We start from the raw sequence: 26,630 nt of genomic DNA, 5'->3' as shown, positions 1-26,630 counted from the left end.
ACTTAAGCCGACAGGTAGCCGCGCATCATGCGCACGGCGCTGTCGGCGAATCGGTCCGGGCTCACATCGGCGGCGCGGTACTTCCAGCGCTTGACGTACCAATCCTGGAACATGGCCATGATGTGGGCCGCTATCAAATCCGGACTACCCGGCGGCCGTGTAGGCAGCTGGGCAATCACGTCGGCAAACAGCGCCTGCACGTGCATCTCAGACTCCTTCGCCGTACTGCGCTGTTCCGCCTGCAGCACGCGCGAATCCATGAACACGAAATAAAACCACGGCTGCAAAATCTCCGACACGTAGATCGAGGCGCGGATCAGCGCTTCCAGCCGGTCCAGCGGATCGGTGATGTCGGTGTACATCTTCGGCACCTCGTGCGTCGCGTGGCGCACCACGTCCTCGATCATTTCGGCCAGCTGGTCCTTGCTGCTGATGTAGCCGTACAAGCCTCCCATCGACAGCCCGGTCTCGCCGCACAGGTCGCGCAGATTCATGGTGCGGAAGCCGACCTCGTTGGCCAGCTTGAAGGTGGCGTTGAAAATCTTCTCGAGGTTCTCCAGCGCCGGCTTGCGGCGCTTCACCGTGATGCGGTCGGCATAACGGTCGAGCAGATAGGCCCATATATTGACGCCATCCAGCGGCGTCACGGCCTTGAATTGTTGGAAGTTGAATTGCGCCGGCAAGGTTGTCCCTGTTGTGGTTTTTTCTCAAATGATTATAGCGCAGGAGCCTGTGCATGCTCATGACGCCCGCAGATTGGCTCGCAGGGCCGTGCGTGCGGACTGCAAGGCCAGCGCGCCGGTGCTACATTTTGCAGACAATCATAACCACCGGAGACCATCATGACACGACGCATCTGGAGCACCCTCACGTTATGCCTCGCCCTGTTCACCGCCCTGCCCGCGCCTTCCTGGGCGGCCGGCTACACTCAGACCAAGTATCCCATCGTGCTGGTGCACGGCCTGTTCGGCTTTGACAGCGTGGGACCGGTCGACTACTTCTACGGCATCGCTTCGGCATTGCGCAGCGGCGGCGCCGATGTGTACGTGACCCAGGTCTCGGCCGCCAACAGCACCGAGGTGCGCGGCGAGCAGCTGCTGTTGCAGGTGAAGCAGATCCTGGCCGCCACCGGCGCAAGCAAGGTCAATCTGGTGGGCCACAGCCACGGCGGGCCGACCTCGCGTTATGTGGCTTCGGTGCGGCCGGACCTGGTGGCGTCGGTCACCAGCGTGGGCGGCGTCAACAAGGGCTCGCGCGTGGCCGATGTGCTGATCGGTGCGGTGCCCAATGTGACTTACAGCGTGGCGAATGCGGTGTCGGGCTTGATCAGTTTCCTGTCTGGCAGCCCGACCTTGCCGCAGAATGCGCGTGCGGCGGCGACCTCGCTCAGCACGGCCGGAACGGCGGCTTTCAATGCCCGCCATCCGCAGGGCGTGCCGACGTCGGCCTGCGGCGAAGGCGCGTATCAGGTGGGCAGCGTGTATTACTTCTCGTGGAGCGGTGCGCAGCCGTACACCAATGTGCTGGATGCCAGCGATCCGGTGCTGGCGCTGACAGCGCTGGCATTCGACGGCGCCAAGAATGATGGCCTGGTCAGCAGCTGCTCCAGCCACCTCGGGCGCGTGATCCGCGATGACTATGCGCTTAACCATCTGGATGAGGTGAATCAGCTGATCGGCATCACCAATCTGTTCGAGACCAATCCGGTGACCATCTACCGCCAGCAGGCCAATCGTCTGCAAGGACTGGGGCTTTGATGCGGGCTGGATTGCGCATCGCCGTGCTGGCCGCTGCGGCGGCCGTTGGCGCCTATCTGCTGCTGGTGCGGCAGGAGACGCCGGTGGCGCGCGCCGCGCCGGCGCAGGGTTCGTCGCCGGATTACTTCCCGTTTGTGCGTTCGATGGCCGGCACGCGGCCGGATGGCGCAGCGCGGGCGGGCGCCGATGGGCAGTTGCAAGTCAATGCGGAACTGGCTTATCTGTTCGATTACTATCTGGCCGGGCTGGGCGAGCGGCCGCTGGAGGCGATCAAGGCCGAGATCATTCGCGAGTTGGATCGTCGCCTGCCGGCAGCGGCGGCCGTGCAAGCACGCCGTTTGCTGGACAACTGGCTGGCCTACAAACGCGCGCTGGTGGACGTGGAGCGCGGCTTGCCAACGCAGGCCGATCCCGCACTACGGGCGCGCCAGCGGCTGGCGTCCATGCAGCAACTGCGCGGCGCCTATTTCACGCCTGACGAAATCAACGGCTTGTTTGGCGCCAGCAATGCTTACGATATGGATGCCATCGCGCGATTGGAAATTAATAGCGATGCTAGCCTGAGCGACGCGCAGCGCAAGCAGAAACTGGCGGCGCTGGACGCTGCCCTGCCGCCCTCGGCCCGCTCGGAACGCGAGGCGCCGACTCGTGTGTTACGTCTGGAAGAAGCCGTCGCCACTGCGCGCACGCAGGGGGCCGACGACAATGAGATCTACCGCATACGCTCCGCTGCCATCTCGCCAGCAGCCGCCGCACGCCTGGCCGACCTTGACCGCGAAGAAGCCGACTGGCAGCGCCGCATCAGCACCTACCAATCGCAGCGCCGTCAGCTACAACAAAGCGCCGCCAACGACGCCTCCCTGCAGCAGCTGCGCGACAGCACCTTCAGCACCGAAGAACAAAAGCGCCTACCAGCCTACGAATAATCAATGCACATACCGCGCGATGAAGTACACGCCGCCCACCACCAGCGATGCAAAGCCGTAAAGCTTCCAGGCTTGATTCGTGAGGAAGGTATAGAAGTCATGGTGCGTTTTGGCCAAAGCATCATGAAAATCTTCCCGCTGCTTGGCCAGCGCTGCACTAAATTCTTCCCGCTGCTTGGTCAACGCCGCACTAAATTCTTCCCGCAGTTTGAACTGGGCGATACTAGAATCTTCACGCAACTGCGCCATTGCTGACAGCATCTGCATCTTGTGCTCATGCAGCAAGGTCAAGATGCGCTCATCGCTAGCGAGCAAATCTGAACGCAGCCGCAGAATATCGTCCTTGGTAGCAAAACTCGCCTGTATCACGGCCACATCAGTCTCCACTGCCGCAGTACGGGTTTCGAGAGCGGCGACACGTCCATCATAAATGGTACGTCCGCCCTTTTCAACGCTTTCGTTTCCATTGGTGTCCGGCATGATCGCTCTCCTTCGATGAGCTACCAAACTACCACTCACCACTATGCCGCGTTTGATCTGCCTCAAATGAAAAAGCAGCCCGGAGGCTGCTTTGTTTAGAACTCTTCCCAATCGTCTGATGAGGCCGTCGCCGCCTGCTTGGGCTTGGCCGGCGCCGCTTTCGGCGCTGGGGTTTTCAACGCCGGGCGTGGCGTGGCCGCTGGCGCCACGGCGGTCTTGCGCACCGCCATCGCTTGCGGACGCGGCACCGACGACTGGTCGATACGGAACACGCTCACTACCTCCGCCAGCCGCGCCGCCTGCTCCTGCAGCGAGGCCGCCGCAGCCGCCGCTTCCTCCACCAGCGCCGCATTCTGCTGCGTCACCGTATCCATCTGCCCCACCGCCATATTGATCTGGTCGATGCCGGTGCTTTGCTCCTGCGTCGCCATGCTGATCTCGCCCATGATGTCGGTCACCCGCGCCACGCTGCTGACGATCTCGCCCATCGTGGAGCCGGCCTCCTCCACCAGCTTGCTGCCGGCGCCGACCTTGTCCACCGAATCACCGATCAACTCCTTGATTTCCTTGGCCGCCGCCGCCGAACGCTGGGCCAGCGTGCGCACCTCGCCCGCCACCACCGCAAAGCCACGGCCCTGCTCACCGGCGCGCGCCGCTTCCACTGCAGCATTCAACGCCAGGATATTGGTCTGGAAGGCGATGCCATCAATCACCGCGATAATGTCGACAATCTTGGACGACGAAGCGTTGATCGAATCCATCGTCTCCACCACGCGCGAGACCACATCGCCGCCGCGCTGTGCCACACCGGAAGCCGAGGCCGCCAGCGTATTGGCCTGACGCGCGTTGTCGGCGTTCTGGCGCACCGTGCTGGTCAGCTCTTCCATCGACGACGCGGTCTCTTCGAGCGAGCTGGCCTGCTCCTCGGTGCGCGAGGACAGATCGAGATTGCCGCTGGCGATTTGCGCCGACGCCGTGGCGATGGTATCCGTACCGCTGCGCACCTGGCCGACGATGCTGATCAGGCTATCGTTCATATCCTTCAGCGCGCCCAGCAGCTGGCCGGTTTCCTCGGTGGTGTTCACCTCGATGCGGCTGGTCAGGTCGCCCGAGGCCACCGTCTGCGCCACCTTCACGGCCTGATTGATCGGCGTGGTGATAGCGCCGGTGATATAGCCAGCGCAGGCAATCGCGATCAGCGCCGCGATCACCGCCGACAGCACCATCGCCCATTCGGCGCTGGTCACCGCTGCCTGGCCTTCCTCCACGCTGTCCTCGGAAATCTGCTCATTCAGTTTCTCGATCTTCATCAGGCTGGTTTCGGCCTTCTGGAACAGCGGCCGCGACTGGTTGTACAGCTTGTAGAAATCGACGAACAAATCCTTCTGTTTCTGCTCATCCTTGTTGGCCGCCAGCGCCGCGATGATGTTGCCGATCTTCTCGTCGACCGCCTTCCACTCGGCCCACTCGCCGGTGAACTGCTTCCACATCACCGCCTCTTCCGCCGTTTGCGGCAGCGGCTCGTAGCGCTTCCAGCCACGGTCGATATTGGCCCAAGCCTTCTTGCGCAACTCGACCGCCTCGGCGAACTTGTCCTGCGCCTGGAAATCGTTGTCATAAGTGCCGGCAAACAGGGTGGCGGCCGACACTGCCGTCTGCCCCTCGCTCATCACCAGCAAGCCCTGAATCGACGGCAAGCGCACCACCCCGATCTCATTGACCGCGCCACCCACCTTTGCAATGCCGCGATATCCGGCCGCCCCCACCACTACCAGGGCCACCATCATGATGGCCACCAGGGTCGCCAGCTTCCATTTGATCAGCAGATTCTTGAACATCACGCACTCCGTCACAGGCCAACTGTTAAATTTGGTGAGAATTGACTATTTGCAACTAATATTCGGCTGCCTCTGTGACGGCGTCAATCAGATTTATGAAGATTGTGGCTTGGCGTTCACAATTTAGCCCGCAACCACGCGGTTGCGGCCACCGCGCTTGGCTTCGTACATGGCGGCGTCGCCGGCCGAAATCAGGCGGATCAGGTCGTAATCATGCTGATCCGAGCAGACCACGCCCATGCTGGCGGTGTAGCGTACCGACAGCTGGTCCATCTCGACCATCTCGTATTCGATGCGGGCACGCAGGCGTTCGGCCACCTTGAGCGCCGCCGCCCGGTCGACCCCGTCCAGCACCAGCACGAACTCCTCGCCGCCAAAACGCGCCAGCAAGTCGTTCGGACGCAGCTCCAGCCGCACCAGCCGCGCCAGGTGGCGCAGCACCTCGTCGCCCACCGGGTGGCCGTAGGTATCGTTGATGACCTTGAAGAAGTCGACGTCGATCATGATCACGGCCAGGCTGCGGCCGCCGCGCTGGGCGCGCAAACCGGTGCGCTTGCCTTGCATTTCCAGCCCGGCGCGATTGAGTGCCCCGGTCAACGCATCCAGCGTCGACAGGCGCCGCAAGCGCTCGGCGTAGCGCCACATCACCATAAAAATCAGTCCGAAGGCGATGGCCACCTGCGCCAGCGGCACCACCAGCGCGCTGAGCGCAATCACCATCGAATTGGCGTTGTCGGCGGAATCCGCGTACAGCAAGTGCGTACCGCGTAAAAACAGGGCTACGCCCAGCAGCACGAAGCCGGCCACGGCAATGCCCGACACGCGCCAGGTGCGACGCCGCGCGATCGCCGCCGCGCAAATCCAGTTGAGTATGGCGAAATAGAAGCCGCTGAAGCACAGCCGCGCGCGCAGGCTCGGCGCCGCCAGCGTGTAGTAGCTCGCCACCACCAGCGCAATGCCGGTGATGATGCCGATCGCAGTCCAGGACAAAGTGCTGGCGCAATACACGCGCAAGCCGCGCAGCACCAGGCCGATGCCGAAGGCGATCACGCCGTACCCGAGAATGCTGTGGACCACCAGCGGCAGGCTGTCGACATTGCACATGACCATACCCGCCGACGCCGCCACATTCCCGGCCGCCCACCAGCGTTGCTCGGGCGGGCTGTCGGCGTAGCAGGCGGAGGCGACCAGCAACGCCGTGGTCAGCAGCGTCACGCAGATTTGCACCAGCAAAAGAGTATCGGTATTCAGCACGCCAGCATCCATCATAAGGAACTGTCAATGTAGCGCAGGGACCGCGCCGAGGCAATGATTAAATTGCAGGAAAGAAATCAGGTGAATCGTGTGCGCTTCGGGTAAAGTATGGCTCATCCTAGACCAACCATCGTCCCATGCCCTATCCGATTGAGCACAAGCTGGTGATCGGCATCGCCTCCAGCGCCCTGTTTGACCTGACCGCCTCGCACCAGGTGTACCTGGAAGGCGGCCCCGAAGCCTACCGCAAGTACCAGGAGCAGCAAATCGGCACCGTGCTCGACAAGGGTGTCGCCTTCCCCTTCATCCGCCGCTTCCTGAGCATCAACAAGCACCATCCGCAAAGTTCTCCGGTGGAAGTAGTGCTGTTCTCGCGCAACTCGCCGGAGACCGGGCTGCGGGTGATGAATTCGATCGCCCACTACGGCCTGGACATTTCGCGCGCCTGCTTCCTCACCGGCCAGTCGCCCTACACCTACCTGCCCGCCTTTAACACCTCGCTGTTCCTGAGCGCGAATGAGGAAGACGTGCGCCGCGCGGTCGACGCCAACTATCCCGCCGGCCTGGTGCTGCCCTCGCGCACCGAGGACGATGAAAACGACGGCGAACTGCGCATCGCCTTCGACTTCGACGGCGTGATCGCCGACGACGAGTCGGAGACCGTCTTCAAGCGCAACAACGACGTCGATGAATTCCACGCCCACGAAACCGAGCGCGCCGCCATTCCGCACCAGCCGGGGCCACTGGCGGACCTGTTCCGCAAGCTGTCGCTGATGCAGCAGCTGGAGGAAGACGCCCAGCGCGCCGACCCGGCCTACAAGAAAATCCTGCGCATCGCCATCATCACGGCGCGCAGCGCGCCGGCGCACGAGCGCGTGGTGACCACGCTGAAAAGCTGGGGCGTATCGGCCAACGAAACCTTCTTCCTGGGCGGGATGGAAAAAGCGCGCGTGCTGGGCATCTTCAAGCCGCACATGTTCTTCGACGACCAGTTAAGCCACCTGAAATCCCCGGCCGGGAATATCCCTATGGTGCACATCCCATTCGGTGTGGCTAACCGCGTATAATGTGGCGCTTAGATTAACCGTTGAATGTATGTTGTGTCGTCAGCCTTAACTAAATCCATTCCCAAACCCGGCAATCGTTTTGCCCTGCCCGCGCTGCATGGCTCGGCGGACGCTTACGCCCTCGCGCAAATCGCGCTCGAACTGAAATCCCGTGGCCAGATGCTGGCCATCGTGGTGGCCAACGCCAGCGACGCCCAGCGCCTGCGCGATGAAATCCCGTGGTTCGGCGGCGACCAGCTGCGCTGCCACCTGCTGCCGGACTGGGAAACCCTGCCCTACGACGCCTTCTCGCCGCACCAGGACCTGGTGTCCGAGCGTCTGGCGACGCTGCACGAAATCACCAGCGCCCAGTGCGACGTGATGCTGGTGCCGGCGACCACCGCGCTGGTGCGCATGGCGCCGCCGTCGTTCCTGGCCGCCTACACCTTCTTCTTCCAGCAAGGCGAATCGCTGGACGAGGCCCAGCTCAAGGCCCAGCTCACGCTGGCCGGCTACACCCACGTCACGCAGGTGATGTCGCCCGGCGAATACTCGGTGCGCGGCGGCTTGATCGACCTGTTCCCGATGGGCTCCGCGCTGCCGTATCGCCTTGACCTGTTCGGCGACACCATCGAAACCATCCGCACCTTCGATGCCGACACCCAGCGCTCGCTGTACCCGGTCAAGCAAGTGCGCCTGCTGCCGGGCCGCGAATTCCCGATGGACGAGGCCTCGCGCACCGCCTTCCGCAGCCGCTGGCGCGAGCATTTCGAAGGCGATCCGTCGCGCGCCGTGATCTACAAGGACATCGGCGCGGGCATCGCCTCGGCCGGTATCGAGTACTACCTGCCGCTGTTCTTCGAGCAAACCGCCACGCTGTTCGAGTACCTGCCGCAAGGCGCGGTGGTAGCCACGGTGGGCGATATCGAAGCGGCCATCAAGCGCTTCTGGACCGACACCTCGTCGCGCTACCGCTTCATCAAGGCCGACCGCGAGCGCCCGATCATGGCGCCGGAAGAGCTGTTCCTCAACGAAGAACAGTTCTTCGTGCTGGCCAAGCCGTATCCGCAGATCGCCATCCGCAACAACGCGGATGCAGGTGCGTCCGAGCTGTCGGCGCCGGTGCCGGATATCGCCGTCAACCGCCATCTCGACGATCCGCTGACCAATCTGCGCGCCTACCTGATGCAGTCCGGCAGCCGCGTGATGATCTGCGCCGAATCCAACGGCCGCCGCGAAACGCTGCAGCAGTACTTTAGCGAATACGATTTGCCGCTGGCCGGCGTGGAAGGTTACGACGGCTTCGTCGCCTCGGACGCCAAGCTGGCACTGGGCGTGGCGCCGCTGCACGCCGGCTTTGAATTGGCCGCCGATGGCGCTCGACTGATTTTCATCACCGAGACCGAGTTGTACGCGGGCTCCGGCCGCCGCGTCGGCAAGAAGAAGCAGGAAGCCGTCACCCAGGTCGAATCGATGGTGCGCGACCTGTCGGAACTGAAGATCGGCGATCCGGTGGTGCACGTCAACCACGGCATCGGGCGCTACATGGGCCTGACCAGCATGGACCTCGGCGAAGGCGAAGCGGAATTCCTGCACCTCGAATACGCCAAGGAGACCAAGCTGTATGTGCCGGTCTCGCAACTGCATGTGATTTCGCGCTACTCTGGCGCTTCGCCGGACGACGCGCCGCTGCACACGCTGGGTTCCGGCCAGTGGGAAAAAGCCAAGCGCAAAGCCGCTGAACAGGTGCGCGACACCGCCGCCGAACTGCTCAACCTCTACGCCCGCCGTGCGCTGCGCCAGGGCCACGCGTTTGAATATTCGGCGCACGACTACGAACGCTTCGCCGACAGCTTCGGCTTCGACGAAACGCCGGACCAGCAGGAAGCCATCAACAACGTGGTGCGCGATATGACATCGGGCAAACCGATGGATCGTCTGGTCTGCGGCGACGTCGGCTTCGGCAAGACCGAGGTGGCGCTGCGCGCGGCCTTCATCGCCGTCATGGGCGGCAAGCAGGTGGCGATTCTCGCGCCGACCACACTGCTGGCCGAGCAGCACGCGCAAACCTTCGCCGACCGTTTCGCCGACTGGCCGGTGCGCATCGCCGAAATGTCGCGCTTCCGTACCGGCAAAGAAATCGCGCAAGCCATCAAGGGCATGGCCGACGGCACGCTGGACATCATCATCGGCACCCACAAGCTGCTGTCGGACGACGTGAAATTTACGCGCCTCGGCCTCGTCATCATCGACGAGGAGCACCGTTTCGGCGTGCGCCAGAAGGAAGCGTTGAAATCGCTGCGCGCCGAAGTGGACGTGCTGACGCTGACCGCCACGCCGATCCCGCGTACGCTGGGCATGGCGCTGGAAGGCCTGCGCGATTTCTCGATCATCGCCACCGCGCCGCAAAAGCGCCTGGCCATCAAGACCTTCGTGCGCAGCGAGCAGGAATCCATCATCCGCGAGGCCTGCCTGCGTGAACTCAAGCGCGGCGGCCAGGTCTACTTCCTGCACAACGAGGTGGAGACCATCCAGAACCGCCTGGCGATGTTGACCGAGCTACTGCCGGAAGCCCGCATCGGTGTGGCCCACGGCCAGATGCACGAACGCGACCTGGAAAAAGTGATGCGCGACTTCGTGGCCCAGCGCTTCAACATCCTGCTGTGCACCACGATTATCGAAACCGGTATCGACGTGCCGACCGCGAACACCATCATCATGCACCGCGCCGACAAATTCGGTTTGGCGCAGCTGCACCAGTTGCGTGGCCGCGTCGGCCGTTCGCACCACCAGGCGTATGCGTATTTGCTGGTGCACGATGTGCAGTCGCTGACCAAACAGGCGCAGCGCCGCCTCGACGCCATCCAGCAGATGGAAGAACTGGGCTCGGGCTTCTATCTGGCCATGCACGACCTGGAAATTCGCGGCGCCGGCGAAGTCCTCGGCGACAACCAGTCCGGCGAGATGACCGAGATCGGCTTCCAGCTGTACTCCGACATGCTGAACGAGGCGGTACGCTCGCTCAAGGCCGGCAAGGAGCCGGACCTCGCCGCGCCGCTGGCCACCACCACCGAAATCAACCTGCACGTGCCGGCCCTGCTGCCGGCCGACTTCTGCGGCGATGTGCACGAGCGTTTATCCATCTACAAGCGCATGGCCAACTGCGCCTCGCAGGACAAGATCGACGACATGCAGGAAGAGCTGATCGACCGTTTCGGCAAGCTGCCGGACCCGGTCAAGGCGCTGATCGAAACGCATCGCCTGCGCATCGCCGCCAAGACGGTCGGCATCATCAAGATCGACGCGCACACCGAAGCGGCCAACCTGCAGTTCATGCCCAAGCCGCCGATCGACCCGATGCGCATCATCGAGCTGATACAGAAGAACCGCCAGATCAAGCTCAATGGCCAGGATAAATTAAAAATCACCGCCGCCATGCCGGACCTGTCGGCGCGCGTGAACCAGATCAAAGCAGCGATCAAACAACTTACTTAACTACTTCGACGCCTCACATGACTATCGCAAAAACCGCCATGAACCTCGTGCTGCAAGGCACAGACGATTGCAAGGCACGCCTCGAACGCATCGCCGCACTGACCGCGTCGGCCAACCTGACCTGGCTGAGCGACCGCGCGGTGCGCTGCGAAGCGATCACCTTCTCGCCGGCGCTGCGCCAGACTATCGAAGTGGCGGCGCAGGCGGCGCAGCTGGACGCCACCTACTCGATCGGCTACCACAAGATGAGCGAGTTCAAACTGGTGGCGATGGACATGGATTCGACCCTGATCACCATCGAGTGCATCGACGAAATCGCCGACATGCAGGGTTTGAAAAAACAGGTGTCGGAAATCACCGAAGCGGCCATGCGCGGCGAGCTCGATTTCTCGGAAAGCCTGAAGCGCCGCGTGGCGCTGCTGGAAGGCCTGGATGCGTCGGCGCTGGAACGCGTGTACGAAGAGCGCCTGCAACTGTCGCCGGGCGCGGAAAACATGCTGAAGGCGGTACAGGCGGCGGGCCTGAAAACCCTGCTGGTATCGGGCGGCTTCACCTTCTTCACCGAGCGCTTGAAGCAGCGCCTGGGCCTGGACTACACCCACGCCAACCAGCTGGAAATCAAGGACGGCAAGTTGACCGGCAAAGTCATAGGCGGCATCGTCGATGCGGAAGAAAAGAAGCGTACCGTGGAACGCGTGTGCGCGGAGCTGGGCATCTCGCCGTCGCAAGCCATCGTCATGGGCGACGGCGCCAATGACCTGAAGATGATGAGTATTTCCGGCATGTCGGTGGCGTTCCGCGCCAAGCCGGTGGTGCGCGAGCAGGCCAACGTGGCGCTCAACTTCGTCGGCCTCGATGGCATCCTACCGCTGCTGACTTAACTTCAGGATCTCCTTGTTTGCCGCCTTGATCGCGTACATTTTCGCGTCGCCGGCGGCCAGCAGTTGTTCCAGCGTGAGCGGCGCGGCGGGATCGAACTCCACCACGCCGCACGAGAACCGCAAGCTGTAGCCGCGCTGCGCCTTGTGGTTGTAAGCATCCAGCATGGCGCCGAATTTATCCAGAACGGTTTGCGCCACGTCCTCTTTCGCACCGGTCAACAGCACCACGAATTCATCGCCGCCCAGGCGCGCGAACAAATCCGTGCTGCGGAAACTGGCGCACATCACCTCCGCAAACGCCGCCAGCGCAAGATCGCCTTCCGCGTGGCCGTAGGTGTCGTTGATCGGCTTGAAGCCATCCAGATCGATGAAGGCCAGCGATGCGGGCTGCTGGTTGCGCACGCAGAAACTCAGGCCGTATTGCGCCAGCTCCAGGAAACCGCGCCGGTTGGAGATCTTGGTTAGTTCGTCGGTCGTGGACGTGTGCACTGCCGCCAGTTCGTCTTCCACCATCGAGGCCAGGTCGCGCAAGGCGACGGCGTCGTCCTGGTCGAATTCGCGCGGCTCGCTGTCGATGATGCACAGCGTGCCTAGCTTCTGACCATCGGGGGCGCGCAGCGGGCAGCCGGCGTAAAAGCGGATATGCGGAGCCCCCGTCACCAGCGGGTTGTCGGCGAAGCGCTCGTCTTCCAGCGCGTTCTTGATCAGGAAAATGTCGTCGCCGAGAATGGCGTGGCCGCAGAACGAGATATTGCGCGGCGTTTCGCAGGCGTCCAGCCCCTGCTTCGATTTGAACCACTGCCGGTCTTGATCGATGATGCTGACCAGCGCAATCGGCACGCGGAACATGCGCTTGGCCATGCGCGTCACGCGGTCGAAGCGTTCCTCCGGCGGCGTATCGAGCACATTGGCGGCCTTCAGCGTTGCCAGCCGAAGCGCCTCGCCTTCCGGTATGCTGGGCTCTTTCAAAATGGTCTCCCGAGCTGTCGTACCTGAATACTACCTCATCTTCTTACCGCCGAGCGCGGAGATCAAGCCATCTGTGGCGTCCTCGATATAGTCCAACACCTGGTCGAAGCCTTTGGCGCCGCCGTAGTAGGGATCGGGCACCACGTCCGAACCGCTGCGGGTGGCGTGCGACATCATCAAGCCCAGTTTATGCTGGTGCTGCGGCGGGCACGCGGCCTTCAGCAACTTCAGGTTTTCATGATCCATCGCCAGCAAGTAATCGAAGTCCTCGAAGTCCTGCGCCGCCACCTTGCGCGAGCGCTGCGCCGACAAGTCGTAGCCGCGCTTGGCGGCGTACTCCATCGAACGCGCATCGGGCGGTTCGCCGACGTGATAGCCGTGCGTGCCGGCCGAATCGATGTGGAAGCGATGCGCCAGCCCTGCCGCCTCCGAGCGGTGCCGGAACACACCCTCCGCCGTCGGCGAGCGGCAGATATTCCCCATGCAGACAAACAGCACCGATACCGGCTTGGACATGGGATACTCCTTATATAATCGACAGGATTGCATTTTATCGCTTAAGGAGACCGAATGACATTGGCATCGAGCTGCGGCTGCCGGCTGGTGAACATCAACGACAAAGTGCAGGGCGCAGTGGTGCCGACGGCCTTCCTCTATCCCGCGCGCGGCGCGGAGAAGCCAGAGCAGTTCGGGCCTTATTCGCTGGAGGTGGCGCTCGACGCGCCGCCGGCGGATGGCGCGTGGCCGCTGGTGGTGATCTCGCACGGGAATTCCGGCACGCCGTGGGCGTATCGCCAGTTGGCCAAACATCTTGCATTGGCGGGCTTTGTGGTCGCCCTGCCCGCCCACACCGGCAACACGCGGCTCGATAATTCGCTGGCCGGCACCGCCGCCAATCTCGCCAACCGGCCGCGCCATCTCACGCTCGCCATCGATGCGGCGCTGGCCGATGCCGCACTGGGCGCCCACATCGCCGCCGATGCCGCCGGGCCGCGCGTGGCGGTGATCGGCCATTCCATCGGCGGTTACACGGCGCTGGCGGCGGCCGGCGGGCTGGCATGGAGCGGCCCGCATGAGCGCAAGGATGCGAAGGATGGCGCGGCCGAACCAGCGCCGGTGCCAGTCACGCCCGACGCGCGCATCCGCTCGCTGGTGCTGCTCAATCCCGCCACCTTCTGGTTCATCGACGGCTCGCTCAAACCGGTGCGCCTGCCCATCCTGCTGCGCACCGGCGAAAAGGACGAGCTCACACCGATCGAGCACGCGCACAACATTATTGAGGGCGTGGCCAATCCGGCGCTGGTCGAACACAAGGATATTCCGGGTGCAGGCCACTTTGCCTTCATGAGCAAGTTCCCGCCGGAGATGACGCGGCCCGGCTTTAAACCGTCGCAAGATCCGGAAGGCTTCGACCGCGAAAGCATCCAGCCCGAATTTTTCGCCGACGTCACTGCGTTCCTGCGGCGGACACTGTGCGCCTGATGGTCCGCTGATTAGTTATACTAAAGACAAACAACCAAGGAGCAATCATGTCGCAAGAACTGGTACTGGATAATCGGCTTGAATCTGCCAAGAGCACCGCATGGTGGTTATACGTGATCCACGCCGTCAGCTTCATCTTCTCGCTGGGCGCGTTTTCCATCCTGCCGCTCATCTTCAACTACCTGCAACGGCCCAGCACCGAAGGCACCTTCGTGCACAGTCATCACACCTGGATGATCCGCTCCTTCTGGTGGTATATCGTGCTGGTGGTGGTGGGCGCGGTGTTCTTCATGACCATTATCGGGATTCCGGTTGCGTGGCTGATCTGGATCGGCGCCTGGCTGTGGAAGGCGTATCGCCTGATCGTCGGCGTCACCCGCATCAACCGGAACGAGGCGGCGCCAGTCTGAGCGCCTCGCGCAGGCCGGCGACGATCACCTCGTAGGCCTGCTGCCGGCTTTCCTCATCCCGCGCGCGCAGCACGAATGATGGGTGGTAGACCGCCACCACCCAGCGGCCTTCGTGCTGGAACGGCGCGTCCATCACGGCGCTCATGGTGGCGTTGCCGTCTTTCATCACGGACTTGAGCGCGGTGGCGCCCAGTGCCACGACCACGTCCGGTTTCACGCGCGCCAGCTCCTCTTCCAGCCAGACGTGGCATGCGCTTACTTCACGCTGCGCTGGTGTCTTGTGCAGGCGGCGTTTGCCGCGCAGTTCCCATTTGAAGTGTTTGACAGCGTTGGTCAGGTAGACGTGATCGCGTTCCACGCCGGCTTCGGCCAGCGCGCGGTCCAGCACCGCGCCGGCCGGGCCGACGAAGGGCAAGCCTTGCAGGTCTTCCTGATCGCCGGGCTGTTCGCCGACCAGCATGATGCGGGCTTTCTTCGGGCCGACGCCGGGCACCGCTTGCGTGGCATTGCGCCACAGGTCGCAGCGGCGGCATTGGTCCAGCGTATCCGGCTCGTCGCGCTGCGGTTGTGCGCGTTCGGGCGTCACGGCGATGGTGGTGGCGCCGCTGCGGCGGCCGACCGTGCCGGTCTGGCCGGAGCGGCGTTCGCCGTTGGCGGCACCGCTGATCATGGCCGGCACGATGGCGCCTTCAGGAAGATTTTTCCAGAAGCGCGATGGGATGTGGCTGCGCAGCAGGTCGGCGTTCAGGCGGGCCGGGTTGAAGATACTCCGGTAGTAGGTGAGCCAGAGCGCTTCGCCGCTGTCCTCAATGTCGGCGGCGCTGCGCAGGCGAGGCGGCGCGTCGTGCAGGCGTTCGCCGTCCCACAGCACGGTGGCGGCGGGCGTGGCGATCATCCAGGTGGCGCGGCCCATGCGGTTGGCGAAGTGGCGCGCAACCTGCGGCAGCACGTCGTGCGTGGGTTCGAACCAGGCCACGAAACGTGGATCGCCGGCGCGTTCGGGACGTTCGCGGAATCGTACGTAGGCGTGCATGTCATGCTCCTCGCGGTGGACGGCTTTGACCATCGCATACAGCCGCGCACCATCGGTGTCCGCCGCTGAGATCACCTCACGCTCGCCGAGCTGCCAGCGCCAAACCAGCTTGTAGAGAAAAGCCCAGCGATCCGCCGCGCTGAAGCAAGCGGCCGTCGCCAGCATCTCCACGAACGCGCGCGGCAAGCGCAACTCCGGTGCAGCAGCGGGCGGCTCGGCCGGGTGCGCGACGGCAGGCGACGCGGCGCCGGGCGCGGTGTAGCGGATGGCGGTCCGCTCGGCCGGAGCCGGTGCGTCGCCGGGCGCGGCGGCGGTGAACAGGTCTCCGTCGCTTTCGCTGCCAGCCCATTCTACGAATTCGGGCGGGACTTGGCGCGCGATCAGGTCGCGCACCGCCGCACGCCATTCGTCGAACGATCGCACCACCTTGCGTATCATGCCGCCTGCAACTCCGGCCACAGATTCATCTGCTGCGGCGCCTCCACCATCGCGCGCCGCAAATGCTCGGACGGCGTGGCGTCGCGCGCGGGAAAATAGTCCGCCGTGATAATGAAGGGCGCAATCTTCTTCATGCTGCAACGCAGCCGCGTAAGGTCGGCATAGCGCACCTGCCGCATACGCCGCAACTCAACAATCCGCTGCGCATTGCGCAAGCCGATGCCCGGCACGCGCGCAATCATATGCGGCTCGGCGCGATTCAAGTCGAGCGGAAAATGTTCACGATGCTGCAAGGCCCACGCCAGCTTGGGATCGATGTCCAGCGCCAGGTTGCCGCCGCCCGCCGGCAATAGCTCATCCGCCTGGAAGCCATAACCACGCATCAGGAAATCCGCCTGATACAGCCGATGCTCGCGCAGCAAAGGGGGCGGCGCCAAAGGCACGCTGCGAGGACTCTGCGGTATCGGACTAAACGCCGAGTAGTACACCCGCTTGAGTTTATAGCTGCCATACAGCGTCTCGGCAGTCGACAAAATCTGCTGATCGTCGCTGGCATCTGCGCCAACAATCATCTGCGTGCTCTGCCCGGCTGGCGCGAAACGCGGCGCCTTCGGCTCTTCCGCCCGTTCGTCCAGCTGGCGGCGTATGGAGCTCATGGCCAGCTTGATGGTATGTACGCTCTTCTCCGGCGCCAGCTTTTGCACACTGTCCTGCGTGGGCAGCTCGATATTCACGCTCAAGCGGTCGGCATAGCGCCCCGCCGCCGCGATCAGCGCCGGATCCGCATCCGGGATCGTCTTCAAATGGATATAGCCACGGAACTGATGCACCTCGCGCAGCTGACGCGCCACTTGCACCAGCTGCTCCATCGTGTAATCCGCCGACTGGATAATGCCCGAGCTGAGAAACAGCCCATCGATGTAATTGCGGAGATAGAAATCGGTCGTCAGCTTGACCACCTCCGCGACAGAGAAACGCGCACGCGGCACGTTCGATGTACGCCGGTTGACGCAATACTGGCAATCGTACAAACAGTAATTGGTCAACAGGACTTTGAGCAGCGACACGCAGCGCCCATCCGGCGTGTAGCTGTGGCAGATGCCCATGCCGGTGGTTGCGCCCAAGCCCTCCTTGCCGACAGAATTACGCTTGGGCGCTCCGCTGCTCGCGCACGAAGCGTCGTACTTGGCCGCATCGGCCAATATCTCCAGCTTGTCCTTGATCTCCATCGCACTTCCAATATACTGTGTTTATATACAGTATATCAGCAAATGCGCGGTAGAACAGCCTAACGCGACATCGACAGCTGCCGCTGTTGCGATGGCGTCGTCAAACGCCGCAACGCGCCCTCCTCGTGCGAATTAAGCTGGAACACACTAACAAGTTGCGCCAGCGATGCCGCCTGTTCCTGCATACTCTGTGCCGCAGTCGTCGCCTGCTGCACTAGCTCCGCATTCTGCTGCGTCACCGTATCCATTTCCGCGATGGCCTGATTGACCTGCTCTATGCCGAGGCTCTGCTCGCGGCCCGCGTTGGTGATTTCGGAAATCAGATCAGTCACGCGCTGCACGCTGGCCACCACGCGCTCCATCGTGTTACCCGCTTCCGCCACCAGCTTGCTGCCCTCTTCCACCTGGCTGACCGAATTGCCGATCAACTCCTTGATCTCGCGCGCAGCACCGGCCGAACGCTGCGCCAGATTGCGCACCTCGGAAGCCACCACCGCGAAGCCGCGCCCCTGCTCACCGGCGCGCGCCGCTTCCACGGCGGCGTTCAAGGCCAGGATATTGGTCTGGAAAGCGATACCGTCGATGACCGCGATGATGTCGCCGATCTTGCGCGACGACGCATTGATCGATTCCATCGTATTGACCACGCGCCCCACCACCTCGCTGCCCGCTTGCGCCACGTCGGACGCGGAGCCGGCCAACTGATTGGCCTGCGCGGCGACGTCCGAATTCTGGCGCACAGTGGAGGTCAACTGCTCCATCGACGCCGCCGTCTCTTCCAGCGAACTGGCTTGCTGCTCGGTGCGCGAAGACAGATCCAGGTTACCGGCCGCGATCTGGCCTGAGGCCGATGCAATCACGTGGGTCGAGCCGCGCACGTCGGTGACGATCCTGGCCAGGCTGTCGCGCATCTGCTTCATCGCATACAGCAGGCTATGCGTGTCGCCGGGCTTCACCTCGACGTGAGCCGACAGGTCGCCGGCGGCGATGCGTGTGACGATATCCGTGGCGTAGGACGGCTCGCCACCGAGGCCGCGCATCAGGCGGCGCGTAATCAGCACCGCGCCGGCCGCGCCCAGCGCCATGCTGCCAATGATCAGCGACACAATCAGCAAGCGTGAGGATTCGTAGCGGTGCACGCCCTCCGCCGCCGCCTCCTTGCCGCCGTCCGAGTAGAAATTGACCAGCTTATCCACCACGCCGCGCATCGACACGATCAACTTGTTGGACTCGCCCCGGATCAGCTTCTTGGCGCCTTCCACGTCGCCGGCGCGCACGGCGGCGCGGATCTTGGCGTCTTCCGCCATGTAGCGGCCCCACTGCTCGGTGAATGCGCTGTACAGCGCTTTTTCGTCCGGCGTGTCCAGTAAGGCCTCGTACTCATTCTGCATTTTTTTCAAATCTTCCAGATCCGTGGCGATCACTTTGTCGTATTTATCCATATCCGCCGGATCGGAAGATATAATATATTGGAATTCCCGCGTGCGAATGCGCGCTATTTGAGATTTAACATCCTCAATAATTCTCACACTTGGTAACCAGCGAGATGAAAGTCGCGTCGATATTTCATTCACTTTTGCCAGTTCATATATCGAAAATATACCCACAATTGCCGTCATCAATAGCACGGCGCAGAATGATAGGCCGAGCTTGGTTGCTATCCTCATGATATTCCCCTAATTCGCGACACATGCCTTCAAATTTATCACAGCTCAAATAAATTAATCTAGAATAATTCCAGAAAACACTTCCGGAGTTAATCATGCTGACCTCAATTGAATACCAGGGAAAAATCGTACAAGCGCTTGGAGAATTCTCCTGGGGTAATGATTTAAATATTATCTTTGAGGTTTTAAGCAATCGTTTTGATAGTTTTAACGACAATGGCTTTTATCCGCACCCGGACGAGGTGGCGCTGCGCCAGGAGCTGAAGGAAGTGTCGACCCTGCGCAAGCTGGCGGAGCACATCCGCGCGCTGGATGCGCATGGCGTGGTGCTGCAAAAACTGGGATTGCAAGGCTTGCCGGAAGACCGCCGCAACGCCGCGCTGTATGCGCTGACGCTGATGCTCGGCTATCCCACCTCCACCGACCAGCGCACCGGCCGCGTCGCATGGGACGTGAAAGCGCGGCCGGAAACGGACGCCGGCAACCAGATGGAAATTCATGTCGCACCGGTATTCGGCCCGCCGGTGCGCAGCGACGACTTGTTTACCATGCGCTGGCGCTACGATTCGATCAAGAAGGGTCTGGAGGCGCGGCCTGACATGAGCAGCCCGGAGCTGGTGGAAGCGCTGGAGATCATGCACTGCGTGGCCGAGCAGGAAGCCGTGCGCTTCATGGAACAGCTTCCGACCGACACGCTGCTGCTGGCCGATAACCATCGCATGCTGCACGGCCGCACCACCTACACGGACGAGCGCCGGCATCTGGTGCGCATCCGCATGTCGGACGTGCCCAACGCAGAGCGCGTCGGGCCGTCCGGCGTGGTGCGCGATTAAGCGAGGATTTGCTTGAGCGCGTCCACCAGCTTGCCGCACTCTTCGTCGGTGCCGATGGAGATGCGCAGGAACTGGTCGATGCGCACGGCGGTGAAGTGACGCACCAGGATGGCGTGCTCGCGCAGCGCCTTGGCCAGCTTGGCGCCGTCGTGCTGCGGATGGCGCGCGAACACGAAATTGGCCTGCGACGGCAGCACCTCAAAGCCCAACGCTTGCAGCTGCGCCACCAGCCACGCGCGGCTGGCGATGATGGCGTTGGAGGTCTGCTCGGTGTAGGCCACGTCGTCCAGCGAGGCGATGGCGCCGGCTTGCTGCACTTGGCCCAGCGGGTAGCAGTTAAAGCTGTTCTTCACGCGTTCCAGGCCCGCGATCAGGTCTGGATGTCCGAGCGCAAAGCCCACGCGCAAACCGGCCAGCGAGCGCGATTTGGACAGGGTCTGGATCACCAGCAGGTTGTCATAACGTCCCAGCAGCGCAGCGGCGCTCTGGCCGCCGAAGTCCACGTAGGCTTCATCGATCACCACCACCTGCTCCGGATGCGCGGCCACCAAAGCCTCGATCTGCGCCAGCGGCAAGCCAATGCCAGTCGGCGCGTTCGGGTTGGCGATGATGATGGCGCCGCACGGGCGGTTGTAATCGGCGATGTCGATTTCAAATCGCTCATTCAGCGGCACCTGCACGCATTCGATGCCATACAGGCTGCAATAGGTCGGATAGAAGCTGTAGCTGATATCGGGCGCCAGCAGCGGCAAGTCGTGCTTGAGCAAAGCGTGGAAGGTGTGCGCCAGCACTTCATCCGAGCTGTTGCCGACGAAGACCTGCTCGCGCGTCAGGCCGAAACGGCGTGCCACCGCATCCTTCAAGCCTGCGTTGGACGGATCGGAATACTTGCGCAGGCCATCGCCCGCCGCCGCCTGCATCGCGGCGATGGCTTTCGGCGAAGGACCGTAAGGATTTTCGTTGGTGTTCAGCTTGACCAGGCCGGGCATCTGCACCTGCTCGCCCGGTGTGTACGGCGTCAAACCATGTACGACTTTGCTCCAGAACTTACTCATTACAATTCCCCAAATGCTTGCTCAATATCCGCGATCAAATCCTGCACGTCTTCCAGACCGACGTTGAAGCGCACCAGCGTGCCGCTGCCCTGCCAGTTCTTGCGCATATGCTGTATGCGATACGGCATGACCAGGCTGTTGGCGCCGCCCCAGCTATAGCCAATCTTGAACAGCTTGAGCGAGTCGACAAAGCGGTCGGTCTGCGCTTCGGTATAGCGCTCGTCGAAGATCACAGAAAACAGGCCGCCCGCGCCGCTGAAGTCGCGCCTCCAGATTTCATGGCCGGGGCAATCGGCGAAAGCCGGGTGCAGCACTTTCGTGATCTCGGGCCGTGCTTGCAGCCATGCCGCCAGCTTGCGTGCCGCCGCATCGTGCGCCTCGAAGCGCAAGCGCATGGTCGGCAGGCCGCGCGAAACGAGGTAGGCATCGTCCGCGCCAACGCCCATGCCGAGCCGCATGTGCGCAAGGCTGATGCGGTCGTGCAGGTCGCGATCGCGCGTAATCACAGCGCCCATTAGCACATCCGAACCGCCGGACTGGTACTTGGTCAGCGCCTGCATGATAATGTCGACGCCAAGATCGAAGCCGCGCAGCGCCAGGCCGGCGGACCAGGTGTTATCCAGCGCCACCAGCACGCCGCGCTCGTGCGCCGCCTTGCAGATGGCCGGCAGGTCCGGCACTTCCATCGACACCGAACCCGGCGCCTCGGTCCAGATCAACTTGGTGTTGGGCTGGATCAGCGCCGCGATGCCCTCGCCGATCAGTGGATCGTAGTAGCGCGCGGTGATGCCGTAATCGGCCGACAGCCAGCGTCCCAGTTCGCGATTCGGGTTGTAGACGTTATCCGGCAACAGCACATCGTCGCCGGATTTGAGCAGCGCGAAGTCCACCATCGCAATCGCCGCCAGCCCGCTCGGGGCCAGCAGGCAGTGCGTGCCGCCTTCGATTTCGGCCAGTCGCGCTTCCAGCGTGAAGGTGGTCGGCGTGCCATGCAAGCCGTAGGTATAGGCGTTCTTCTCTTTCCAGTCGCCCGAACGCATGGCCGCGACGTTCTTGAACAGCACCGTGGACGCATGGTGGATCGCGCTCGGGAACGCCGCAAAGCCTTCCGGCGCTTGATAGTCCGTGTGGATCAGCGCCGTCTGCGGGGATTTTTTCACGCTCATCGCATATTGCCGGTGTGGCCCAGCGAGTAGCGGCCCGGTTGCGGCCATACCGTCAGGCCGTGCGGCTCCTGGCCGACCTTGATTTTCTTGAAGTCGCCGTTGCTGGTGTCGATGCGGTACACCACATCGTCAAAGCGGCCGGACAGCCACAGGTACTTGCCGTCCGCGCTGACGTTGCCCATGTCCGGGCTGCCGCCGCCGGGGACCGGCCATTGCGCCACCACTTTTTCGGTGGCGAAGTCGATCACCGTCACGCGGCCTTTGCCTTTCGGCTTGCCGTGGATGTTGTGGGTGCCACGATTGGCCACATACAGCTTGGTGCCGTCACGGCTTGGGTACAGGCCGTGCGCGCCGACGCCGGTCGGGATGAAGCCGACCTTGGTGAACGACGCCGCATCGACAATGTGCACGCCGTCCGCATCCATGTCGGCGATGTAGTAGCGCTTACCATCCGGCGACACGCGGATATCCTGCGGCATGCCCTTCTTCTTGCTGCACACTTCATTTGCCAGCAGCTGGTCGATCGGATCCTTTTCCGAGAAGCGCGTGGCCGGCATCGACAGTTTCAGGTAGCCCTCGACCTTGCGCGTTTGCAGGTCGATGCGCGCCACCGAACCGGCGAATTCGCAGGTGAACATGGCGTAGCGTCCGTCCGGCGAAAAGTCGGCGTGGTTGATGCCGCCGCATTGCGGCACGTCGATGGCGTACTGCAGCTGCATGGTCTTCGGATCGCGGAAGTCCAGGCGGTGCAAGGCTTCCGCCACCACGATGGCCGATTTGCCGTCCGGCGAGTAGTACATATTGTATGGATCGTCCACCGGAGTCTGCGTGCCCGGCTTGCCGGTCTTTGGATCGATCGGCGTCAGGCTACCCTTGTTGGTGCGCTCGGCGTTATTCGCTACCCACAGCGTTTGCAGGTCCCAGCCCGGCACCACGTGCTGCGGGCCGACGCCGACCTTGAACTTGTCGATCACCTTCAGCGATTCCTGGTCGATCACGTAGACGTCGTTGGAACGCAGGTTAGGCACGTAGACGCGCGGCAGATGGTCGCGCACCGTAGGACTCATGTTGGCCGGGGCGATGCCGGCGTAGACGTTGGGCGGGGCACTGGCCGAAGCGGCGGCCGGACCGGCGGCAGGCGCCCCCTGCCCTGCCTGCGCGGCTTGCGCCGACTGCGAATAGCCAATAGCGGCCAGGCTGCCCGCTGCGATCAGACCGGCGGCGGCCAGCGCCGCGTAAGCGATGTGATTAGTCTTCATTTTGACTCTTTATGTGAAGTGGGCGGCGCGCCATGCGCCGCAAATTCGGAAATAGCCGTAACCGAGGTATCGACGATACGCTGCACGCCCAGCTTGCCCAATTCGGCGCTGGCGCGGCGCGCGTCACCGCGTACGCCGTCGTTCACGGTGGGCGACGGGCCGCGTGCCAATGCTTCGGTACGGACCAGCGATTTGTCGGTGGCCAGCATCAGCGACGCATCGGCTAGGCCAGCGTGCAGGCCGATTTCGGCCTTGCTGTAGCCGCGCTTTTCAAGGTCGGCGATATACGGATCCTGCGTGACGTCATAGTAGGCCAGCAGAGCCAGCGCACCGGCCTTGCCATCCTTGGCCCAGGCCTTGTTCAGGCGCTGCGCCACACGCGTCTCGCTCTTCTGGTAGCCGCCATGATCGCCGATCAGGACGATGTGGCGGAAGCCGTGCTGGCGCAGGCTCTGGCCGGCCGCGAACAGCAGGTCTTCAAAAGTGGATTCAGGGATCGACAGCGTGCCGGCAAACTTCATGTGGCCGGCGGGCGGCGTGATGCTGCCTTCGGGGACGTAGGACACCACCGGCGCCACCACCGCGTTGCCCAGCTTTTGCGCGATCGTCCGCGCCAGCGCGGCGGCGCGCACATTGTGCTTGCCCAGCGCGATATACGGGCCGCTTTGCTCGGTGCCGCCGATGGGGATGATCGCCGTGGTGGCGCCGGCGTCGATGCGGGCGCGCAGTTCGGTGCTGGTCATTTCTTCCAGCATGACCGGCGCTTCGGCGGCGGCCGTAGCAGCGGAGGCCATCAACATGCAAGCGGCAAGCGCCGCCAGGAATCTCAAGTCAGGCATAAGCTCATCTAACAAAAAAGGCGGACCGCCGTTACGCGAGTCCGCCTTTATTATAGTGGATGAATCGCTTAAAGCGCCTCGCCCCACAGGTCATGTGCGTCCGATGTCGTGATTTTCACATCAAAGAACTGGCCGACCACCAGTTTCTTGTGCGGTTCGAACGGTGGTTTGACGTACACCACGCCGTCGATTTCCGGCGCGTCGGCGGCCGAGCGGCCTACGCCGCCGGTGCGGTTGACTTCATCGATCAGTACGCGCACGGTTTTACCAACTTTCGCTTTCAGGCGCGCTTTCGAGATCTCTTCCTGCAGCAGCATCACGCGACCACGGCGCTCTTCGCGCACTTCTTCCGGTACCGGATTTTCCAGTTCGTTGGCGGTTGCGCCTTCCACCGGCGAGTAGGCGAAGCAGCCCAGGCGGTCGATCTGCGCTTCCTTCAGGAAGTCCAGCAGGTATTCGAATTCCGCTTCAGTCTCGCCAGGGAAACCGGCGATGAAGGTCGAGCGGATGGTCAGGTCCGGATTCATCTTGCGCCATGCCAGGATGCGGTCCAGGTTTTTCTCGCCGCTGGCCGGACGCTTCATGCGCTTCAGCACATCAGGATGCGCGTGCTGCATCGGGATATCGAGGTAAGGCAGGATATGCTCGCCCATCAGCGGGATCACCTGGTCCACGTGCGGGTAAGGATAAACGTAGTGCGCGCGCACCCAGGCGCCGTAGGACTTGGCCAGTTCGCCCAGCGCTTCCATCAGCTGCGTCATGTGGGTCTTGATCGGACGGCCGTTCCAGAAACCGGTGCGGAATTTGACGTCCACGCCATAGGCCGAGGTGTCCTGCGAGATGACCAGCAGTTCCTTGACGCCCGACTTGAACAGGTTTTCCGCTTCCAGCAGCAATTCGCCGATCGGACGCGACACCAGGTCGCCGCGCATCGATGGGATGATGCAGAACGAGCAGCGGTGGTTGCAGCCTTCCGAGATTTTCAGGTAGGCGTAGTGCTTCGGCGTCAGCTTGACGCCTTGCGGCGGAATCAGGTCGATGAACGGCTCGTGCGGTTTCGGCAGGTGCAAGTGCACCGAGTCCATTACCTCGCCCAGCGCGTGCGGGCCGGTTACGGCCAGCACTTTCGGGTGGATCTTGGTGATCAGGTCCGAACCGTCGGTGTCCTTCTTGGCGCCCAGGCAGCCGGTCACAATCACCTTGCCGTTTTCGGCCAGCGCTTCGCCGATGGCGTCCAGCGATTCCTGCACGGCGGCGTCGATGAAGCCGCAGGTATTGACGATCACCAGATCGGCGCCGTCATAGGATTTGGCGGTCTCGTAACCTTCAGCGCGCAGCTGGGTCAGGATCTGTTCGGAGTCGACCAGCGCCTTAGGGCAGCCGAGCGATACAAAGCCCACTTTCGGTGCTGGCGCGCCGGCGGCTGGCTGGGGAAGACGGGAGAGTGGTTGCGATTGCATGATGGTTGCTTTAAACGTCACAAAGATTACGAGCAATCGACGATTATACCATGTTACGATAGTGGCTTAACGCCCTGTTTTATAGAGTTCTTCATAGGAGATTGTGTGGCAACACTGAAAGACGTCGCAATGCTCGCGGGCGTAGGCATGTCGACAGCATCGCGCGCCATTTCGGGCGCAGGCCCGGTATCGGCCGAGGCGATGAAAAAAGTACAAGCCGCCATCGAACAACTGAACTTCCGCCCCTCTTCCATCGGCCGCTCCTTGTCGGCGCAGTCGCTGGGCATGATCGGCATTTTCGCCCCCTCCTTCTTCGGCGCCTACTACGGCACCATCCTCAAGCAAACCGACATCGAAATGCGCGCCATGCGCCGCCACGTGGTGGTGGCCACCGGCTGCGGCGACGGCACGCCGCGCGAGGAAGCGATTGAAGCGGTCAAGTTTTTGATCGGCCGCGATTGCGACGGCATCGTGGTGCTGGGCCATGACCTGCTCGACGAAGACATGCAGATGCTGCACAAGATGCATCCGAAGATGGCGTTTTTAAATCGCCGCAGTACGGAGCTGGAGACTTCTTCATTCTGCCCCGATCACTACCACGGCGGCGAGCTGGCGGCGCGCACCTTGCTCGATGCGGGCCATCGCCAGCTGGCGGTGATTTCCGGCCCGGCCGGCACCTCGGACAACGAGGAGCGCTTGCGCGGCTTCTTTGATGAACTGGCGCGCCAAGGCATCGCGCGTGACGCGGTACGCCTGATTGCATCGGACTTCTCCCGTGAAGGCGGCTTCGCGGCCACGCAGCAGCTGATTAACGAAGGCCGCCATTTCACGGGCCTGTTCTGCGCCAATGACGAGATGGCGATCGGTTCCATGTCGTGCTTCCACCGCGCGGGCGTCAGTGTGCCGAAGGATGTTTCGATCATCGGCTACGACGATGACTACTCGGCTGAATTCTCGTCGCCGGGCCTGACCTCGGTGCACATCCCGATGCAGCAGCTGACGCAGAACGCCGTGCGCTGGCTGCTCAATATGTGCTACGGCACCCAGCACGAAATTTCGCGCGAGTTCCCGGTCACCGTGACCATGCGCGGCTCGGTGGCCGCGCCGAAATAA

23 protein-coding genes are annotated in these 26,630 nt (G+C 62.7%); 9 read left to right on the top strand and 14 right to left on the bottom strand.

Going from position 1 to position 26,630, the window contains the following annotated elements; all coding sequences use genetic code 11:
* Nucleotides 1–2: 2 nt before the first annotated feature.
* Nucleotides 3–683, bottom strand: coding sequence for a TetR/AcrR family transcriptional regulator (locus BMZ70_RS03955; RefSeq protein WP_229205285.1), 681 nt, complete (start codon nt 681–683; stop codon nt 3–5).
* Between the two features lie 159 nt (nt 684–842).
* Between BMZ70_RS03955 and BMZ70_RS03950 the strand changes: the two genes are divergently transcribed.
* Both BMZ70_RS03950 and BMZ70_RS03945 read left to right on the top strand, forming a co-directional pair.
* A complete protein-coding gene (locus BMZ70_RS03950; RefSeq protein ID WP_092270196.1) occupies nt 843–1,757 on the top strand; it encodes a lipase family alpha/beta hydrolase in 915 nt (304 codons plus the stop codon).
* Nucleotides 1,757–2,683, top strand: a complete 927-nt coding sequence (locus tag BMZ70_RS03945) for a lipase secretion chaperone (RefSeq protein WP_092270193.1) — start codon at nt 1,757–1,759, stop codon at nt 2,681–2,683. Before BMZ70_RS03950 ends, BMZ70_RS03945 begins: the two co-directional genes overlap by 1 nt.
* Here the strand turns inward: BMZ70_RS03945 and BMZ70_RS03940 are convergent, their stop codons facing one another.
* From BMZ70_RS03940 to BMZ70_RS03930, 3 genes are all read right to left on the bottom strand, one after another.
* A complete protein-coding gene (locus BMZ70_RS03940; protein ID WP_092270190.1) occupies nt 2,684–3,163 on the bottom strand; it encodes a hypothetical protein in 480 nt (159 codons plus the stop codon).
* 95 nt (nt 3,164–3,258) lie between these two features.
* Nucleotides 3,259–5,001 carry a methyl-accepting chemotaxis protein gene (locus BMZ70_RS03935; RefSeq protein WP_092270187.1) on the bottom strand — a complete coding sequence of 581 codons (1,743 nt, stop codon included), beginning with the start codon at nt 4,999–5,001 and terminating at the stop codon, nt 3,259–3,261.
* A 123-nt stretch (nt 5,002–5,124) separates the two neighbouring features.
* Nucleotides 5,125–6,255, bottom strand: coding sequence for a GGDEF domain-containing protein (locus BMZ70_RS03930; RefSeq protein WP_229205284.1), 1,131 nt, complete (start codon nt 6,253–6,255; stop codon nt 5,125–5,127).
* Between the two features lie 137 nt (nt 6,256–6,392).
* Between BMZ70_RS03930 and BMZ70_RS03925 the strand changes: the two genes are divergently transcribed.
* Genes BMZ70_RS03925 through serB form a run of 3 tightly spaced genes read left to right on the top strand, consistent with a single transcriptional unit; the run spans nt 6,393 to nt 11,677 of the window.
* Complete coding sequence (locus BMZ70_RS03925) at nt 6,393–7,322, top strand: 5'-nucleotidase (protein WP_092270184.1); 930 nt, start codon at nt 6,393–6,395, stop codon at nt 7,320–7,322.
* 24 nt (nt 7,323–7,346) lie between these two features.
* Nucleotides 7,347–10,796 carry a transcription-repair coupling factor gene (mfd, locus tag BMZ70_RS03920; RefSeq protein ID WP_373922462.1) on the top strand — a complete coding sequence of 1,150 codons (3,450 nt, stop codon included), beginning with the start codon at nt 7,347–7,349 and terminating at the stop codon, nt 10,794–10,796.
* A 38-nt stretch (nt 10,797–10,834) separates the two neighbouring features.
* Nucleotides 10,835–11,677 carry a phosphoserine phosphatase SerB gene (gene serB, locus BMZ70_RS03915; RefSeq protein ID WP_092270181.1) on the top strand — a complete coding sequence of 281 codons (843 nt, stop codon included), beginning with the start codon at nt 10,835–10,837 and terminating at the stop codon, nt 11,675–11,677.
* On the opposite strand, the gene BMZ70_RS03910 is transcribed toward serB, so the two are convergent.
* Together BMZ70_RS03910 and BMZ70_RS03905 are read right to left on the bottom strand one after the other, a co-directional pair.
* Nucleotides 11,660–12,646, bottom strand: coding sequence for a sensor domain-containing diguanylate cyclase (locus BMZ70_RS03910; protein ID WP_092270178.1), 987 nt, complete (start codon nt 12,644–12,646; stop codon nt 11,660–11,662). The two genes, serB and BMZ70_RS03910, sit on opposite strands and share 18 nt — an antisense overlap.
* A gap of 30 nt (nt 12,647–12,676) precedes the next feature.
* A complete protein-coding gene (locus BMZ70_RS03905) occupies nt 12,677–13,162 on the bottom strand; it encodes a low molecular weight protein-tyrosine-phosphatase (RefSeq protein WP_092270175.1) in 486 nt (161 codons plus the stop codon).
* Between the two features lie 54 nt (nt 13,163–13,216).
* Here BMZ70_RS03905 and BMZ70_RS03900 point away from each other — a divergent pair, with 54 nt between their 5' ends.
* Both BMZ70_RS03900 and BMZ70_RS03895 read left to right on the top strand, forming a co-directional pair.
* Nucleotides 13,217–14,128: an alpha/beta hydrolase family protein gene (locus tag BMZ70_RS03900; RefSeq protein ID WP_229205283.1), complete on the top strand. Its 912-nt coding sequence runs from the start codon at nt 13,217–13,219 to the stop codon at nt 14,126–14,128.
* A 47-nt stretch (nt 14,129–14,175) separates the two neighbouring features.
* Nucleotides 14,176–14,538, top strand: a complete 363-nt coding sequence (locus tag BMZ70_RS03895; RefSeq protein WP_092270172.1) for a DUF4870 family protein — start codon at nt 14,176–14,178, stop codon at nt 14,536–14,538.
* On the opposite strand, the gene BMZ70_RS03890 is transcribed toward BMZ70_RS03895, so the two are convergent.
* Genes BMZ70_RS03890 through BMZ70_RS29175 form a run of 3 tightly spaced genes read right to left on the bottom strand, consistent with a single transcriptional unit; the run spans nt 14,510 to nt 18,905 of the window.
* Complete coding sequence (locus BMZ70_RS03890; RefSeq protein ID WP_092270169.1) at nt 14,510–16,009, bottom strand: UdgX family uracil-DNA binding protein; 1,500 nt, start codon at nt 16,007–16,009, stop codon at nt 14,510–14,512. The two genes, BMZ70_RS03895 and BMZ70_RS03890, sit on opposite strands and share 29 nt — an antisense overlap.
* A complete protein-coding gene (locus BMZ70_RS03885; protein ID WP_092270167.1) occupies nt 16,006–17,238 on the bottom strand; it encodes a putative DNA modification/repair radical SAM protein in 1,233 nt (410 codons plus the stop codon). The genes BMZ70_RS03890 and BMZ70_RS03885 overlap by 4 nt, the downstream gene beginning before the upstream one ends.
* Nucleotides 17,239–17,297: 59 nt before the next feature.
* A complete protein-coding gene (locus tag BMZ70_RS29175; RefSeq protein WP_092270164.1) occupies nt 17,298–18,905 on the bottom strand; it encodes a methyl-accepting chemotaxis protein in 1,608 nt (535 codons plus the stop codon).
* Nucleotides 18,906–19,000: 95 nt separating this feature from the next.
* On the opposite strand from BMZ70_RS29175, the gene BMZ70_RS03875 reads away from it, so the two are divergent.
* Complete coding sequence (locus BMZ70_RS03875; protein ID WP_092270162.1) at nt 19,001–19,738, top strand: TauD/TfdA family dioxygenase; 738 nt, start codon at nt 19,001–19,003, stop codon at nt 19,736–19,738.
* On the opposite strand, the gene hisC is transcribed toward BMZ70_RS03875, so the two are convergent.
* The 5 genes from hisC to rimO all read right to left on the bottom strand — a co-directional run bounded on the left by hisC (nt 19,735) and on the right by rimO (nt 25,517).
* A complete protein-coding gene (gene hisC, locus BMZ70_RS03870) occupies nt 19,735–20,793 on the bottom strand; it encodes a histidinol-phosphate transaminase (protein WP_092270159.1) in 1,059 nt (352 codons plus the stop codon). The two genes, BMZ70_RS03875 and hisC, sit on opposite strands and share 4 nt — an antisense overlap.
* Nucleotides 20,793–21,959, bottom strand: a complete 1,167-nt coding sequence (locus BMZ70_RS03865; RefSeq protein ID WP_092270156.1) for a cystathionine beta-lyase — start codon at nt 21,957–21,959, stop codon at nt 20,793–20,795. The genes hisC and BMZ70_RS03865 overlap by 1 nt, the downstream gene beginning before the upstream one ends.
* Nucleotides 21,956–23,218 carry a YncE family protein gene (locus tag BMZ70_RS03860; protein ID WP_092270153.1) on the bottom strand — a complete coding sequence of 421 codons (1,263 nt, stop codon included), beginning with the start codon at nt 23,216–23,218 and terminating at the stop codon, nt 21,956–21,958. Before BMZ70_RS03860 ends, BMZ70_RS03865 begins: the two co-directional genes overlap by 4 nt.
* Nucleotides 23,215–24,057 carry a creatininase family protein gene (locus BMZ70_RS03855; protein WP_092270150.1) on the bottom strand — a complete coding sequence of 281 codons (843 nt, stop codon included), beginning with the start codon at nt 24,055–24,057 and terminating at the stop codon, nt 23,215–23,217. Before BMZ70_RS03855 ends, BMZ70_RS03860 begins: the two co-directional genes overlap by 4 nt.
* A 68-nt stretch (nt 24,058–24,125) precedes the next feature.
* Entirely contained in the window at nt 24,126–25,517 is a 1,392-nt protein-coding gene (gene rimO, locus BMZ70_RS03850) for a 30S ribosomal protein S12 methylthiotransferase RimO (RefSeq protein ID WP_092270147.1), read from the bottom strand.
* Nucleotides 25,518–25,622: 105 nt separating this feature from the next.
* Between rimO and BMZ70_RS03845 the strand changes: the two genes are divergently transcribed.
* Nucleotides 25,623–26,630: a LacI family DNA-binding transcriptional regulator gene (locus BMZ70_RS03845; protein WP_175500751.1), complete on the top strand. Its 1,008-nt coding sequence runs from the start codon at nt 25,623–25,625 to the stop codon at nt 26,628–26,630.

This window comes from Duganella sp. CF402 (assembly GCF_900109645.1).
Taxonomy (GTDB): domain Bacteria; phylum Pseudomonadota; class Gammaproteobacteria; order Burkholderiales; family Burkholderiaceae_D; genus Rugamonas.
This window is presented reverse-complemented; position numbering and strand designations above follow the sequence as displayed.

What these genes read in the sequence shown, in the direction of transcription:
- BMZ70_RS03855 (WP_092270150.1), bottom strand. Translation starts at nt 24,057, where the DNA reads ATGCCTGACTTGAGATTCCTGGCGGCGCTTGCCGCTTGCATGTTGATG.
- BMZ70_RS03885 (WP_092270167.1), bottom strand. Translation starts at nt 17,238, where the DNA reads ATGGAGATCAAGGACAAGCTGGAGATATTGGCCGATGCGGCCAAGTAC.
- BMZ70_RS29175 (WP_092270164.1), bottom strand. Translation starts at nt 18,905, where the DNA reads ATGAGGATAGCAACCAAGCTCGGCCTATCATTCTGCGCCGTGCTATTG.
- BMZ70_RS03905 (WP_092270175.1), bottom strand. Translation starts at nt 13,162, where the DNA reads ATGTCCAAGCCGGTATCGGTGCTGTTTGTCTGCATGGGGAATATCTGC.
- BMZ70_RS03865 (WP_092270156.1), bottom strand. Translation starts at nt 21,959, where the DNA reads ATGAGCGTGAAAAAATCCCCGCAGACGGCGCTGATCCACACGGACTAT.
- serB (WP_092270181.1), top strand. Translation starts at nt 10,835, where the DNA reads ATGAACCTCGTGCTGCAAGGCACAGACGATTGCAAGGCACGCCTCGAA.
- BMZ70_RS03860 (WP_092270153.1), bottom strand. Translation starts at nt 23,218, where the DNA reads ATGAAGACTAATCACATCGCTTACGCGGCGCTGGCCGCCGCCGGTCTG.
- BMZ70_RS03935 (WP_092270187.1), bottom strand. Translation starts at nt 5,001, where the DNA reads ATGTTCAAGAATCTGCTGATCAAATGGAAGCTGGCGACCCTGGTGGCC.
- BMZ70_RS03925 (WP_092270184.1), top strand. Translation starts at nt 6,393, where the DNA reads ATGCCCTATCCGATTGAGCACAAGCTGGTGATCGGCATCGCCTCCAGC.
- rimO (WP_092270147.1), bottom strand. Translation starts at nt 25,517, where the DNA reads ATGCAATCGCAACCACTCTCCCGTCTTCCCCAGCCAGCCGCCGGCGCG.
- BMZ70_RS03940 (WP_092270190.1), bottom strand. Translation starts at nt 3,163, where the DNA reads ATGCCGGACACCAATGGAAACGAAAGCGTTGAAAAGGGCGGACGTACC.
- BMZ70_RS03875 (WP_092270162.1), top strand. Translation starts at nt 19,001, where the DNA reads ATGCTGACCTCAATTGAATACCAGGGAAAAATCGTACAAGCGCTTGGA.
- BMZ70_RS03890 (WP_092270169.1), bottom strand. Translation starts at nt 16,009, where the DNA reads ATGATACGCAAGGTGGTGCGATCGTTCGACGAATGGCGTGCGGCGGTG.
- BMZ70_RS03895 (WP_092270172.1), top strand. Translation starts at nt 14,176, where the DNA reads ATGTCGCAAGAACTGGTACTGGATAATCGGCTTGAATCTGCCAAGAGC.
- hisC (WP_092270159.1), bottom strand. Translation starts at nt 20,793, where the DNA reads ATGAGTAAGTTCTGGAGCAAAGTCGTACATGGTTTGACGCCGTACACA.
- mfd (WP_373922462.1), top strand. Translation starts at nt 7,347, where the DNA reads ATGTATGTTGTGTCGTCAGCCTTAACTAAATCCATTCCCAAACCCGGC.
- BMZ70_RS03900 (WP_229205283.1), top strand. Translation starts at nt 13,217, where the DNA reads ATGACATTGGCATCGAGCTGCGGCTGCCGGCTGGTGAACATCAACGAC.
- BMZ70_RS03950 (WP_092270196.1), top strand. Translation starts at nt 843, where the DNA reads ATGACACGACGCATCTGGAGCACCCTCACGTTATGCCTCGCCCTGTTC.
- BMZ70_RS03945 (WP_092270193.1), top strand. Translation starts at nt 1,757, where the DNA reads ATGCGGGCTGGATTGCGCATCGCCGTGCTGGCCGCTGCGGCGGCCGTT.